This window comes from Winogradskyella psychrotolerans (assembly GCF_018860565.1).
Lineage (GTDB): Bacteria > Bacteroidota > Bacteroidia > Flavobacteriales > Flavobacteriaceae > Winogradskyella > Winogradskyella damuponensis.
In genome coordinates, this window is record NZ_JAHKPS010000022.1 from 360063 (window position 1) to 374497 (window position 14435).

General features: G+C 33.6%; 12 protein-coding genes. All 12 read right to left on the reverse strand.

Annotation, left to right across the window (positions count from 1 at the left end; translation table 11 throughout):
* Positions 1-2: 2 nt before the first annotated feature.
* Positions 3-782 (reverse strand): alpha/beta fold hydrolase, encoded by a 780-nt coding sequence (locus tag KO504_RS10525; RefSeq protein WP_215926670.1) that lies wholly within the window; start codon positions 780-782, stop codon positions 3-5.
* Positions 783-793: 11 nt separating this feature from the next.
* On the reverse strand, positions 794-3286 hold the full coding sequence (locus KO504_RS10530) for a TonB-dependent receptor (RefSeq protein ID WP_215926672.1): 2493 nt from the start codon (positions 3284-3286) through the stop codon (positions 794-796).
* Between the two features lie 169 nt (positions 3287-3455).
* Complete coding sequence (locus KO504_RS10535; RefSeq protein ID WP_215926674.1) at positions 3456-4871, reverse strand: hypothetical protein; 1416 nt, start codon at positions 4869-4871, stop codon at positions 3456-3458.
* Positions 4868-5812, reverse strand: a complete 945-nt coding sequence (locus KO504_RS10540; RefSeq protein ID WP_215926676.1) for an alpha/beta fold hydrolase — start codon at positions 5810-5812, stop codon at positions 4868-4870. The genes KO504_RS10535 and KO504_RS10540 overlap by 4 nt, the downstream gene beginning before the upstream one ends.
* Positions 5809-7314 carry a class I adenylate-forming enzyme family protein gene (locus tag KO504_RS10545; RefSeq protein ID WP_215926678.1) on the reverse strand — a complete coding sequence of 502 codons (1506 nt, stop codon included), beginning with the start codon at positions 7312-7314 and terminating at the stop codon, positions 5809-5811. Before KO504_RS10545 ends, KO504_RS10540 begins: the two co-directional genes overlap by 4 nt.
* Positions 7289-8800, reverse strand: a complete 1512-nt coding sequence (locus KO504_RS10550) for a sodium/pantothenate symporter (protein ID WP_215926680.1) — start codon at positions 8798-8800, stop codon at positions 7289-7291. Before KO504_RS10550 ends, KO504_RS10545 begins: the two co-directional genes overlap by 26 nt.
* A 436-nt stretch (positions 8801-9236) precedes the next feature.
* A complete protein-coding gene (locus KO504_RS10555; RefSeq protein ID WP_215926682.1) occupies positions 9237-9413 on the reverse strand; it encodes a hypothetical protein in 177 nt (58 codons plus the stop codon).
* An 83-nt stretch (positions 9414-9496) separates the two neighbouring features.
* A complete protein-coding gene (locus tag KO504_RS10560; protein WP_215926684.1) occupies positions 9497-10015 on the reverse strand; it encodes a ferritin in 519 nt (172 codons plus the stop codon).
* Positions 10016-10090: 75 nt separating this feature from the next.
* Positions 10091-10993, reverse strand: a complete 903-nt coding sequence (locus KO504_RS10565) for a histone deacetylase family protein (RefSeq protein ID WP_215926686.1) — start codon at positions 10991-10993, stop codon at positions 10091-10093.
* A complete protein-coding gene (locus tag KO504_RS10570) occupies positions 10994-13111 on the reverse strand; it encodes a Tex family protein (protein WP_215927417.1) in 2118 nt (705 codons plus the stop codon). It abuts the gene before it with no gap.
* A gap of 86 nt (positions 13112-13197) precedes the next feature.
* A complete protein-coding gene (locus KO504_RS10575; protein WP_215926688.1) occupies positions 13198-13908 on the reverse strand; it encodes an OmpA family protein in 711 nt (236 codons plus the stop codon).
* Between the two features lie 5 nt (positions 13909-13913).
* A complete protein-coding gene (locus tag KO504_RS10580) occupies positions 13914-14384 on the reverse strand; it encodes a lipocalin family protein (RefSeq protein WP_215926690.1) in 471 nt (156 codons plus the stop codon).
* Positions 14385-14435: the final 51 nt, after the last annotated feature.

The following is a 14435-nucleotide window of genomic DNA, read 5'->3' on the forward strand; positions in this document are numbered from 1 at the left end:
ATCTATTGTTTTAAAAAATTTTGAAGTTCTAAATTAAAAGCATCGGGTTGGTCTAAAACCACTCCATGTCTAGAATTTTTAATTACAGCTAGTGTGGCATTTTGCATGCGATTAACATAGGCTTCTTTAAAGGCGATAGGTGTGTAATCCATGTCTGATGCTACAACTAAGGTTTTTGTTGTGATGTCTTTAAGTCTATCTCCCAAGCCCCAATCCATTAAGGTGACAAATGATTTATAGTACGCATTATAATCATTGTTTTTACAACGGATTTCAAATTCGTTTCTTAGATCTATTTGATGGTCTTCGGGAAACATATTAAATGAAATCTCTTTCGCTAAAGCATCTAGCCCTTTTGTTTCTAGAAATGTGGTTCGGTTGTCTAAAAGATCTTCACCAATTTTACCCATATTATTAAAATCTGGTCCACTGTTTACAATGACCAAATTGTCTAAATATTCAGGATGTTTTGCGGCCATTTCAAAAGCAACGGCTCCTCCCATTGAAAACCCAACTAGTGTTGCTTTTTTAATATTTAATTGGTCTAAAAGTTGCTTAACATCTTCGGTCATTAATTTTACTCCGTAAGCGTCTTGAGGTTTTGTAGATGCTCCATGACCTCTTAAATCTACGGTAATTACACGATGTGTTTTGGAAAAGAAAGGGACTTGTGCGTCCCAATCTTTTTTTGTGGATCCTAAACCATGAAGTAATAAAAGGGCGTTTCCCTTGCCATGATCTTCATAATCTAGTGCTATATTATTAACTTGTATTTTTAACATGGATTAGAAACTTAGTTAACAGTTGCTTTCTTTTGCTTTAAGTTAAATTGGTACTTTAACTCAAAAGACGCTAGTGTTTCTATAATAGGAGAGGCTACAAATTCTCTAACTTCTGCGTTAAATAGGTTGGTAATACTAAGTCCCATTGATAGTTGGTCTGTAATGTTGTAACCTGCATTTGCATCTACTGTAAAGCCTCCTAGTTGGCCATAATTCCATGTTCTTCCTACCTGAGCATTTTCAATAATTTCGTTAACTCCATCACCATCCTGATCTTGTGTTTCTGCAGCAACGTTTATGCCTGAGAAGAAATCGTATTTTTCAACAAATCTCCCATAAATAGCTCCGTAAAATTTTCCTTTGTTATAGTGAAGTCCAACACTAAATTTGTTGTTTGGTGTATTAATTGGTAGTTCGCTCTCTAGTACCTGACCGTCTAAATTTCCGTCATTAGCAAGATCATCGGTATCTAACTCACGACCAAAATAGGAATAGTTAACTGAAGCTCTAAAGCTATCAGAGAAATAATAGTTTAGCCCAATATCAAATCCGTATGTGTCTACGTGTCCAAAGTTTAAATACGATAGAATAAACGACCCATCAGAGCCTTCAACAACTTCTCCAATAGGTGTGTTACCAACATGTGTTACATTATTGCCATTAGCAGCATCGGAAACCGTAACTAATGGGCTAATAAAATTGTCAGATTGGTTGTAATATGCATTAACATCAATAAATAATTTGTCTGATAATTGGCCTTTATATCCTATTTCGTAAGAGTTAATAGTTTCAACATCTAGTTTTGGAACTTTAGTACCATCTGTTAATGTAAAGCCTTCGCCGTTACCTATTACTAAACCACCAAATAAGTTTCCTTTAAGATTTAAAATAGAAGGTACAGCTATACCTTTTCCGTAAGTTAACCTAAACGTGCCGTTATTTACTTTTTTAGTCACGGCAACTTTTGGAATAAAGTTAGAACCGTATAACTCGTGATTGTCAAGTCGTCCTCCAAATAAAAATCCCCATCCAGAATCGTCTAGTTTGTATTCTAATTGTGTGTAAATTCCGGTTTGATCTAGATCTATACCATCTTTATCTAAAAGGTATGTGCCTTTAGAATCTGCCATGTCTAATTGGTATTGCGCTCCTAAGGTTACATAGAAATCATTCCAGTTATTATTGTATTGCGCTTCGGCATTAAAACGTTGTGAATCATCTTTAAAAAGAGCACCACGTTGCAATGGAATACCGTCACCTGGATTAGGCCCAAATTGAAACCATTGTTCTGTAAAGGAGCGTTCGCGAGCTTCTTCTTCTGAAAATCCATTTTCTATAAACGACACGTAGTTTTGTGTTCTTTGGTTCATGGCATAGGTGTCTTCAGTATTACTCCATGTGTAATAGGTATTAGCGAAAAAGTGTTTAGAGACAAACTTTAATTGTGCCACATCAATACTCCAATCTTTGATTTGGTTACGACCAGCACTTGTTATTCCAATATTATTATTGTTACTGTGGCCGTAATATCCTATAAGTTCTGAACTTTTTGATGGTTTGTAATATAAGGAAGCTCCATATTTTGAAGATTCAAAATCACGGTCTAAATCCAACTCTTTATATGCTTTAGTGCCTACATAAACACTATCTGCGTAGTTGAATTCTTTACCTTGAGAATGTTCAAAATGAAACTTGTAAGCGAATTTGTCGTTAATTGCTTCGGCATGTCTAAAACGTGTTGTAAATACACTTTGATTACCAAAACCTAAGGCAACAGTGGTTCCTTCAGACTGTCTTGGATTTTTGGTGATTGTACTTACTAAACCGTTATGGGCGTTAGGGCCGTAAAGTGTTCCGTTAGGGCCTAATAATATTTCTACACGTGCAATATCGTCTTTAGTTACTGTAGAGAATGAGCCTAAAGGTAGACCTGTTGCTATTAATGTTGATAATCTATCGTCAGTAACTTGTAAATTCTTAGAGTTAAAAGCCGAGTTAAACCCTCTAATATTAATTCCTGTACCTAATACACCACTTCTTACAAAATCAACTCCTTTTTGTCGTGCGGCTAATTCTCCAATATTGAAACTTGGAAATTCTTCAATGTCTTTTGATGTAATAACATTAACTGTTGCTGGTACATCTGTGATTTTTTGTGGTTTCTTGTTTGCTGTAATTATCACTTCATTTAAAATACTATCCGATTCTTTTAATGATGTGTTTAGCGATGTGGCTTTACCTGCAATTATTGTAATGCTTTGAGTTGTGGTGGCAAAACCAACGTATGAGATCGCTATGTCGTATGTGCCTGCAGCTATATTCTCTAGAATAAATTTTCCGTCGTAATCAGTTACTGTTCCTTTGTCTAAAGATTTAATGTAAACGGTTGCTCCGGATAAAGGAGTGCCACTTGCTTCTGTAATTATCCCAGTTATACTACCGCTATTTTGAGCAGCCATAGCAAACGTACTAATGAGGGTTAGTAATAAAAATAGTTTTTTCATAATATAAGACAATTGATTAAGTTAGTTTATTTATTAGTTTGTAGGCAATCTATTATGAAATAGAGAATAAAAAGCAATAAATTAATGAGCTTATTAGTGTGACTTTTTGATTTTAAATACTAATTTTTTAAGAATTACATAATAAAAGCACTGTTTTTAGTGGAAATGTTTAAATGTGTGACTTTAATTCTAAAAAGGCTTCAGGTAAGTTGTTAGAAAGTGTATCAATGACCTTAATCATCAATTGTTTTTGATTTTTTGTAGGACAAATAGCTTTAAGAGGTGCTTTTATTTCATCTAAAAGACGCTTAGAATTTATGTGCCCTTCCATATATCTTGAAAGTGAAATACTCCATGATATATTTGGTACATAATTATTTTGTTTCTGACGTTCACTTTCCTTTTCTATAAGGTTAAATTTTGAAGCTAATTTTAGAACATCTTCGTATTTTTCTAGTATGATGAGCACATTAATATAAGATGTAAAAAAATGATGCCAACGATGATTTAAGACTTCATTCTTATATTTCTTTAGAAAGGTTTTGGCGGTAGCTTCAGCTAATTTATGTTTTTTAAGTTCAGATAGCACACGGATTTGATATGAACAATACCCTATTTTTTGATGATAATTATGCGTTTCCTTATATAAATCATGATGATTTTCTAAAAGCGAAAATGCATTTTCAGGTTTGTGATTTCGTAATAAAATAGCGACTAAATTATTTAAGTACATTAAGGCGTCATTATTATTTTGCCTAATGGATAAGTAGCCATAAAACTCTGCTTTTTCAAATTCATCTTGTTTAGAATGTAGTAAAACTCTGCTGGCATAATAATTAGATAAGATGCGTCTAGAGTACATTTCGCCTTCATTGAAGTAATAGTCTATTTGATCGAAAATAATTTTTAATTTATCATTTTCATTATAATTAGTGTACATAAAAGCGAGTAAAACAAAGGCTTGATATCTGTTTTTACCATCAATATTTTTGTCGTTAAAAGTTTTTAAAAGCCAAGATTCTAAGTGTTTTGTTTCGTTATTATTAAGAGTGTATTGGTTGGTAATTTCTGTTGTTGCTGCATATAATTTGTCTTTAATAATTATAGATTCTTTGTAGTGTATTCTGTAGGATTCTATAAAATCAGCAACTGTTTTATGGTCTTTATAACGCATTCTTACCAAGAGGTAAGACTTGTATTCTTTGGCAAGCTCGTATAAATTTTGAAAATTATATTCAATGTTTTTGTAGGTAGAAATGTAGTGTAAAAATTCTTTTTCTTCATTTGAAGCTATTGCATCTGTGAGGATTTTTTTATTTAAAGACATAATCCAAGCTATAGTAGCATCAACATCTATACTTGCTAATTTCTTTTCAATCCAGACTTTTATATAAGAATATTTTCTTTTATCAATTTTATCATCAAAATCTATAGGTTTATTTTGAGATAAGGCATTGGCAATTACTAATGAAATAATGCGGCGTTTTTCTGAATCTGTAAATTGATATTTGTCTTTAAGGTATTTAGCTTCATTAGGTAAAATGGTTTTGCTAAATTCCGTAAATTTTTTAAGCTTAGTTTTCATTTTTTATTGGAGAATTGCTGAATGAGTGCATTCACTTCTGTTGGTTTTTCGTATTGCACAAAGTGACCTGCATCTTTTATAAATTCAACTTCGACAGATTTAATATGATCGTGTGCTATTTTGCCAATGTCTTCAATAGTTAGCTTTGGATTAAAATAGCGGTTAGGAATCAGTGCATCCTTATCTCCAAAAAGGACCAAAGTTGGTTGTGAAATGTTTTCTAAATCTTTAAAAACAGGTTCGTCTAGCATACCAGAAACACTATTAACAATAGCATTACAATGCGCTTCAAAATCGGATGCGTCTTTAATTTTCATTCGGTCATCTATCATATTTGAAACCGTATCTGGTATGGAGTGAAAATTAAGAGCATAATTTTTCTCAATTTGTGCATCAGTTGTGTTTTTAACCATTTCAGGAGTGAAATAAGCCTTCATAAATGTGGCATTGGTTTCTGTAAACTGCTCTAAACCGGCTGGTGCAACTAAAATCAGTTTTTCAATAGTATCAGGATAAGTTGTTGCAAATTTTATACTTGCTTGTCCACCCATAGAGTGACCAACTAGGATGATGTTTTTTAACTCTAATTTTTCAATGAATTGATGCATAAATTCCGCAAAAAAAGAAGGAGTGTAATCTGCTTTTGGCTTAGAAGATTTTCCGTAACCAGGTAAATCTATGGCGACACAAGTATAGTCGTTTTTTAACGTTACAATATTTTTAGACCAAGCATCAGAATTACTGCTTAGACCATGTACAAAGAGTAATGTTTTTTTTCCATTTCCCTCTTTAATGTAGCTAATTTCTAAACTATCTAAAGTTGTTATGTGGGTTTTAAAATTATAGTCTGAAAGTATATCTTTCATTGGTTTTTTAGTGTTTTGCGAAAATAATGTAGTGTTAAAAAGAGCAATTATTAATACTATTCCGAATTGTTTCATTGTTGGGATTTTATAGCGTTAAAATATTTTGTTAGTTTTTTTCTCGATACTTTTCCTAAGCTAGTTAATGGAATTTCATCCAAAATAAATATGTGCTTTGGGTGTTTAAAAGCTACGAGGTTAGTTGTTAATACGTCTCTAATTTTTGTTACCGAAAGGTCTTTGTTTGCTGAGGTTACAAATGCTATGCCGCATTCTCCCCATTTTTCATCTTTCATGCTTAGAACAACGGCTTTTTTTATGCCTTTAATATTTTCAAGGTGGACTTCAATTTCTTGTGGATAGATGTTTTCGCCACCAGAAATATACATGTCGTTTTTTCGCCCTTTTATATATAAAAATCCTTCGTTATCACTATAGGCAAAATCACCAGTAAATAACCAACCTTTTTTTATTTTATTACTTGTTTTTACCGAGTTGTTCCAATAGCCAGGTGTCACAATATCACCTTTTATACAGAGTTCACCAACTTCATTTGGCTTAACGATTACTCCATCTTTATTTACGATTTTAATGTCTAAATAAAAGTTGGGTTTTCCAATGGAGTTAGGTTTTAGTTCTGCCATTTCATGATGCAATGATGTAATGCTTGGGCCGGCTTCGGTTAGCCCATAGCCTGGTCTTATATAAATGTTTTTTTTAGTTTTCCAGAAGCTCACAAGCTCAGAAGATACTTTTTCACCACCAGATATGATATAGCGTAATTTTTTTAGGCTAACGTCCTTAAAAACAGGTGTTTTTTGCATCATTAATAACATGGTTGGCAATGCCATAAATAATGTGGTTTGGTTGAGCTCTAAAAGACATAATATTTTTTGGGCATCAAACTTTTCTAACATGCCAATATGTGCGCCTTTGTGTAATAATGGAGTGACAAAAACATTCCATCCAGAAGTATGGTAAGGCGGTAATGTGTTTATAGTGGAATCTCTAAATGTAATTCCGAGTTGCATGGAGGTGTTTAAGCTATTCCAAAAAAGCATTTTATTCGTGTAAATAACGCCTTTTGGTGTGCCTGTTGTTCCAGATGTATAGAAAATAAATAGCGGGTTGTCTTCTTTAATTTGGAAGGTTTTGGTGGTAGAATTTTCTGAGTTTAAATAATAATGAGCCAACTTCTCAAAAGTTGTAACTTTTAAATTTTGAATAGGTAATTGTTCGGCTTTAATTTTGTGATTGTTATTATAAATAAATATACATGGTGTACAATCGGTGACGAGTTTAGAAATTTCGTTAACAGATTGACGGTAATTTAGGGGCACAATAACGAGTCCCATACGTTGACAAGCCACAAAAAGCACTATATATTCTAAGCCATGATCTGCTAAAACGGCAACTCGGTCTCCTTCTTCGAGATTAAGTGCTGTAAATTTTTCAATTAACCTATTGGCGTAGACATGCAAGTCGCTATACGTATAAGTTTTGTTAGCATCATACGATGTTATAGCAATTTTATTAGGCGTGTAATCGGCCCATTTAGCTGTCCAATCTAGTCTGTCCAAGTTTTGCTTTTTTTGAATCTATTTTATAAATGATAAAACCTATAATAAGTGATGTTATAATTCCGATAGCTGCCGAAACACCTGGATTATTTACGGGTTCTTGCATGTAAGGTGTAATTCTTCCGTAGTAAATTCCAAAATGAACGACAATGGCTGTAATGCTAGCAATAAAAACCGAACGTGTAGATACATGATTTAAAAATGTACCAAACAAAACAGGAACAAAAGCAGCAGCAAAATAAGCGTAAACCCCATTTTGGGCAAAAATGGCAACACTTACGTTTGGATTTTTAATTTGTTCCCAACTTAGTAAAAAACTTACAATACCTAATACAACAATCACGACTTTGTTAATAGTTATGGTTTTTTCGGTAAATTTATTTTTAAATAAAGGGTTTATAATATCTGAGGTAATTGTAATAGATAAGGATTGAATTAAACTCTCTAGAGTAGATAAACCTGCGGAAATTAATCCAACAACAATGACTAGGCCTACACCTACAGAAAATTTTGTAACGACGTAGGTTGGGATAATTTCATCCATTCGTAGTTGTTTTCCGTTTACCATAAAATCTGGAAAACTGATGCGTGCATATAAGCCTACAATCACCACTAAAAAGAACACTATCATAAAAGCTATGCCGCTAAATAGATAGGTGTTTATTTTACTTGAATCTTTTAATAATAATGATTTTGTGATTATATGAGGCTGGCAAACAATAGCAACTCCAATAACAATTTGGGTAACGATGATTTCAAAATAATCTCGAAATAGGAAACTTTCTGTATTTGTTGGTTTTGTTAAATTGGGATCGATTGCATTTAGTTTCTCAAAAAAGCCAGTGATACCATCGGCAAAATATTCGTAGCCCGAACCAATTAAAATAAGCGCAACAATACACATAATAATGGCTTGAATGGTATTGGTGTAAACCATAGAATTTGCGCCGCCAAACATCATATAACCAAAGACAAAAACGGTAATTCCCATAAGCACATAAAAGGGATCCATGTTAAGTGATTTTGAGATGACTTGAGTTAACCCAACATTGATGAGTACAATAAATGTGATGAGTAATAAGGCAATAATACCAAAGAAAAAAGCATAATTCTTGCTGTTATAGCGTTTGCCAATCCATTGTGCCATGGTGGTTGCTTTTACAGCATTGCCTTGTTTTACAAAGCCTTTTGTAAAAACGATAAGAGATATAAAGGCTGCAATTGGTAATACAAAAGCAAACGAGATGACGCCAGAAATTCCGTAGAGTGCAATAAATCCAGGATTAATAATAAATGTTGCGGCACTTGTCATTGAAGCGGCTAAAGACAAACCAACAACCCACGATGGGAAGCCAATATTGCCAACGGCATAATCGTTAATGCTCGTGTTTTTTCGTGCTCCTCTTATGACAAAAAATAAGATTACAGCAGCATAAACTGCTAATAAAATCAACATGTAGGTGACTAATTGGTCTGATGCTATCATTTCAATACATTTCTTTAGAAACAAGTAACAAACTTTAAATAATTTTAGGCTTTATTATTTTTGTTTATAAAGGTGTGACTTTTATCTGTTTTTATGCAAAAATAGAATTATGATAAATATACATTTAAAATATTTAGGTGTGACTTTTAATTTGTTTTAAGAGAATTAAAGATGATTTTAATGCGTTATTTCTATTTTTTGAGTGAGTTTAATAGTTAATCTTTTTTTTGCGTTGTTAATGCTCACAACATAACATTCAAGTATAGTGATTGATGATAAGCACCTCGTTGTTATAGATTGTAGTTATAACGTGTTTTTATGATTTAGGAAAGTCTATAAAAAACAAAAACAGCAACCAATAGGGTTGCTGTTGTCGTTTGTAAATCTATTGTAGATTTGAAGTTTATTACGTATTTAAAAAAGAGTTGTTTTAGGTTTAAGCCACTTTTTTGAGTAAATCAAAACAAGGACATTTTTTACAACGCTTGTTTTCTGCTTTTTTATATTTTTTACAACATTTGGTTTTTACTTTGCCAAGTGTTTCAATACCAGAAGCTTCAAGAACCTTAATACGTTCCTTTTTTAACTTTTTGTTTTTCTTCTTTTTGCCCATCTTTAGTTTTCCTGCAAAAGGAAATCTTTAAGTTTTCAGGACAAAAATAACTATTTATAATTAATCTAAATAAATTTTAACATTTATGCTCCAGGTGTGTCTGCTGCTGAGTTAACGGTAAGTTGTTGTATGTCTCTATCAAATAAATACAATCCGCCTTTGTCATCACCAATCATTTTTACTTTATCTAGGATTGTTCTAGCCATGGCTTCTTCTTCAATTTGTTCAGAAACATACCATTGTAAAAAGTTGTGCGTGGCATAATCTTTTTCTTGTAAAGAGATGTGAACTAACTCATTAATACTTTCAGATACAAAAATTTCGTGCTCTAAAAGTTTTTCAAACATGGCTTTATACGATGTAAACGTTACGTTTGGGGCATTTAGTTCTGAAATATGTGCATGTCCTCCTCGTTCGTTTACAAATTTAACAAGCTTTAGCATGTGTTCGCGCTCTTCATCAGATTGGCTGTACATAAAACTAGAAATACCTTCTAGGCCTTTTACTTCTGCCCAAATAGCCATAGCTAAATAGGCTTGAGAGGATTCAGCTTCGATTCTAATTTGCTTATTTAGTGCGGTTTCTATAGATTTTGATAACATATTTGTAGTGTTTCTCACAAAGATAGGAATAGTTAATCCGTTGGTAAAATATTTGTGAAAAATTGCTTTTTTAGATTAAAAGTAAATCTCTTGAGCTAATCGAAATGTGTTTGCGTGCGCGTCTACAATCGTTTTGATTTTTGGGGAATAACCGCCGCCCATACTACACATAACAGGAATTTGATTGGCTTTGCACTGTTCTAAAACAAAACGGTCTCTAGCTTTACAACCATCAACGGTCAGGCTCAGTTTTCCTAATTTGTCGGTTTTAATTACATCAACACCACATAAATAATATATAAAATTTGGTTGTTGTTCTGCGATGAGGTTGGGTAACGTCTTTTCTAATAATTTTAAATAAGCAGAATCATCAGTATCATTCTCTAAAGCGATATCTAAATCACTTTGCTCTTTTTTAAATGGATAATTGCTTTTTCCATGCATAGAAAATGTAAAAACAGAAGCGTCGTTCTGAAAAATCTCTGCTGTTCCATTGCCTTGATGTACGTCTAAGTCTACAATTAAAATGTTTTGTGCTAAGCTATTTTGTTGAAGGTACCTTGCTCCAATTGCTTGGTCATTTAGCATACAAAATCCCTCTCCACGATTTGAAAAGGCATGATGTGTACCACCTGCAATATTCATGGAGATACCATGTTTTAAAGCAAATTCACTAGCTTTAATTGTACCGTCTGCAATCAATATTTCCCGCTGTACTAAAGCTCTACTTAACGGAAACCCTATTTTACGAGCAGCGCGTTGATCTAGAGTTAAATTCACTAAATCATAATAATATTCAGGGTCATGTACAGCAAGAATATGTTTGTCATTAGGCTTTTCTGGTTGAAAGAAATTAGCCTGAGTACAGGTGCCTTCGTGTAAAAGTTGCTGTGGTAATAATTCATATTTTTCCATAGGAAACCGATGTCCTTTTGGAAGTGGATGTTTATATATAGGATGAAAAGCTATTTTGAGCATCTAGTTATGAAGCTTTAATTGAATCCGTTTACGAGCCACATCAACTTCTAAAACCTTGACGATAATTTGCTGATGTAAATGCACATGTTCGTTAACGTCCTTTACAAAACTATCCGATAAATTTGACACATGAATCAGTCCACTTTCTTTAATCCCAATATCGACAAAACAACCAAAATTGGTGATATTATTAACGATGCCTGGCAATAATTGTCCTTCGTGTAAATCGGTGATGGTTTTTATATTTTGGTTGAATGTAAACACTTTGGCTGTTTCTCTGATGTCTAATCCAGGTTTTTCTAGTTCTTTTATAATATCCTGAAGCGTAGGCAAACCAACCGTTTTTGTATAATATTTTTTTAAGTCTATTTTTTGAAGAATGGTTTTGTTTCCTATTAGGTCTTGAAGCGAAACCCCTTCATCTTTAGCCATTTTTTCGACGATTTTATAAGTTTCGGGATGCACAGATGAATTATCTAAAGGATTTTTAGCATCGCGAATTCTCAAGAAACCGGCTGCTTGTTGGTAAGCTTTTCCTCCTAAACGTGGCACTTTTTTAATAGCGTTTCTCGATGTAAAGGCTCCGTTTTCATTTCGATAATTAAAAATGTTTTCTGCTAGTTTTGGTCCAATTCCAGAAACCGAACTGAGTAGTGGTATGCTTGCGGTGTTAATATTAACACCAACGGCATTCACACAATTTTCAACCACAACATCGAGTTGTTTTTGAAGCTTTGTTTGGTCCACATCATGCTGGTATTGTCCAACTCCAATAGATTTAGCGTCAATTTTTACCAATTCGGCTAAAGGATCTTGCAAACGTCTTCCAATAGAAACTGAACCACGAACTGTAACATCGTAATTGGGGAATTCGTCTCTAGCAATTTTTGATGCCGAATAAATACTTGCTCCAGCTTCACTAACCACAAACACCTGGATGTCGTTTTTAAACTGAATTTTTCGAATTAAAGCTTCAGTTTCACGAGATGCGGTTCCGTTTCCAATGGCAATGGCTTCAATTTTATAAGCTTCAGCTAAAGAGGAAATTTTTTTTATAGCACCAATACTATCGTTTTTTGGAGCATGTGGATAAATCGTTTCATTATGTTTTAAAGCTCCTTGTGCATCTAAACAAACGACTTTACAACCTGTTCTAAAACCAGGGTCAATGGCTAAAACGCGTTTTTCGCCAATAGGTGAGCCTAATAAGAGTTGCTTTAAATTTTTGGCAAAAACAGTAATCGCAGATTCATCGGCTTTTTCCTTTGCTTTTTGAAGGGCTTCATTGCTTAACGATGGAAATAATAAACGTTTGTAAGCATCTGAAATAGCGAGTTCAATCTGGTCTGCACAGGCGTTTTTGCTGCGTATAATTCTATGGTCTATATGTTCTAAAGCACGTACGTCGTCAATTTCAATCTTCACACGAATAAAGCCTTCGCTTTCTGCTCTTAAAATAGCTAATAGTCGGTGAGAAGGAATACGGCTTAAACTTTCGGACCAATCAAAGTAATCTCTAAATTTTTGCGCTTTTTCATCGACTTTTTTAGTTTTTATAACCTTAGTAGAAATTTGAGCATGACGCTCTAATTGGTTTCGTAGATTGTTTCTAATATCCACACGTTCATTAATCCATTCGGCAATAATATGTCTGGCTCCTTCCAAAGCCTCATCAACAGATGAAAGGTCGCCTTTTACATATTTAAATGCAATAGATTCGATGTCATTTGCCTTTTGACTCATGATGATTTTAGCCAAAGGTTCTAAGCCATTTTTACGAGCCGTCTCAGCTTTGGTTTTTCGTTTTTTCTTGAAGGGTAAATACAGATCCTCAAGCGTGGTGAGGTCTTGAGTATTTTCAATCTTTTGTTTTAAGTCTTCGGTTAAAACGTCTTGTTCTTCCAAAGTTTTTAAAATGGCGATTTTTCGTTTTTCTAAAGCTTCAAATAGCGCTTTGTATTTGACGATATCTCCAATTTGTACTTCGTCTAAATTTCCTGTAGCTTCTTTTCGGTACCTCGAAATGAAAGGAATAGTACAATCTTCATTCAGTAACTGAATGGTACTTTTTATGTTTTTTTCTGCTAATTGCGTGTGTTTAACTATATATGTTATCATCATAAAAAAAGACCTTATACATTTAAAATTATAAGGTCTGTAATATATTTAACTCTGCTGTAATTGCCGAATAGTTTTAGCAAAAGTTATTCATTAGATCCGGCTTCTTTTTTCGCTTCATTAATCATCGTTTCGTTAGGCACAATAGCAATATTGACACGTCTGTTTTTAGAACGGCCTTCTGCTGTTGTATTATCATACATCGGTTGTTCTTCGCCAAACCAATGGGTTGTAAATCGTCCGCTACTTAAACCTTTTCCAGTTAGGTAATTGGTTACAGCTTCAGCTCTATTTTTAGATAAGGTCATGTTGTAAGCATCATTACCAGAACTATCTGTATGGCCAACGACTAGAATGTTTGTATCTGGATATTCTGTAAATACACTTGCTAATTTGTTAAGTGTTTCTTGCGATTTAGCATTGATATTATACTTTTCAGTATCAAAATACACACCACTTTGTTCATCAAAAGTGAGTACAATTCCGTCATCTACACGTTCAACGGTTGCGCCAGGAATTTCAGTTTCAATGTCTTGGGCTTGTTTGTCCATTTTGTTTCCAATAAGTACTCCGGCTCCACCACCAACAACTCCACCAATAACAGCGCCTAATTCTCCTTTGCCACCTTTGCCTACATTGTTTCCAATGATAGCACCAAGGATGGCTCCACCTGCAGCTCCAATGGCTGCACCTTTTTGTTTGTTATTGGCATTGTCTATTGCCTTGCAACTTGTCATCAGTACTAAAAGTAATGATAAGCTTATGGCTATTGTTAATTTATAATTCAATAATTTCATAATATTTATAGTTTAATAAAGTTCATTGTAATGGTGATGGGCTTTCCGTCTAAGGTCACCATTTGTTGCCACTGCATAGCGGTTTCAGATAAAGACGTGAGTTCGAGTCTGAATCCTGCATTAGTTTCTGATTTGCCTTTTTTGTTGGTAGGTTTTAATAGGAAATTATACAAGCCGTTATCTTCATTAATTTCATCTATGGTGAATACGAAAAATCGTTTATCGGAAGAGCAATTCATTCCAAATAGAGTATAAGTTCCTGTATTGTTATTTGGTATAAATTGCCATGTACTATTTTCGAAGCAGGCTTTTTCGGCATCATTAAGAAGTGTGATTTTTAAACCTCCAATGGCTGAAGACTTTATAGACGTTAGTGTCCAATCTCCTTTAATCGTTTTTTTAGATTGTCTAACTGTTTTAGAAGCTCCGCAAGATAAAAAGCAAAAGGTTATAAGTACAAGTGCTATCTTTTTCATTGTTTCGAGTATTGTTTCAATTCAAAATTACTCAAACAAGGACGGGTGTAT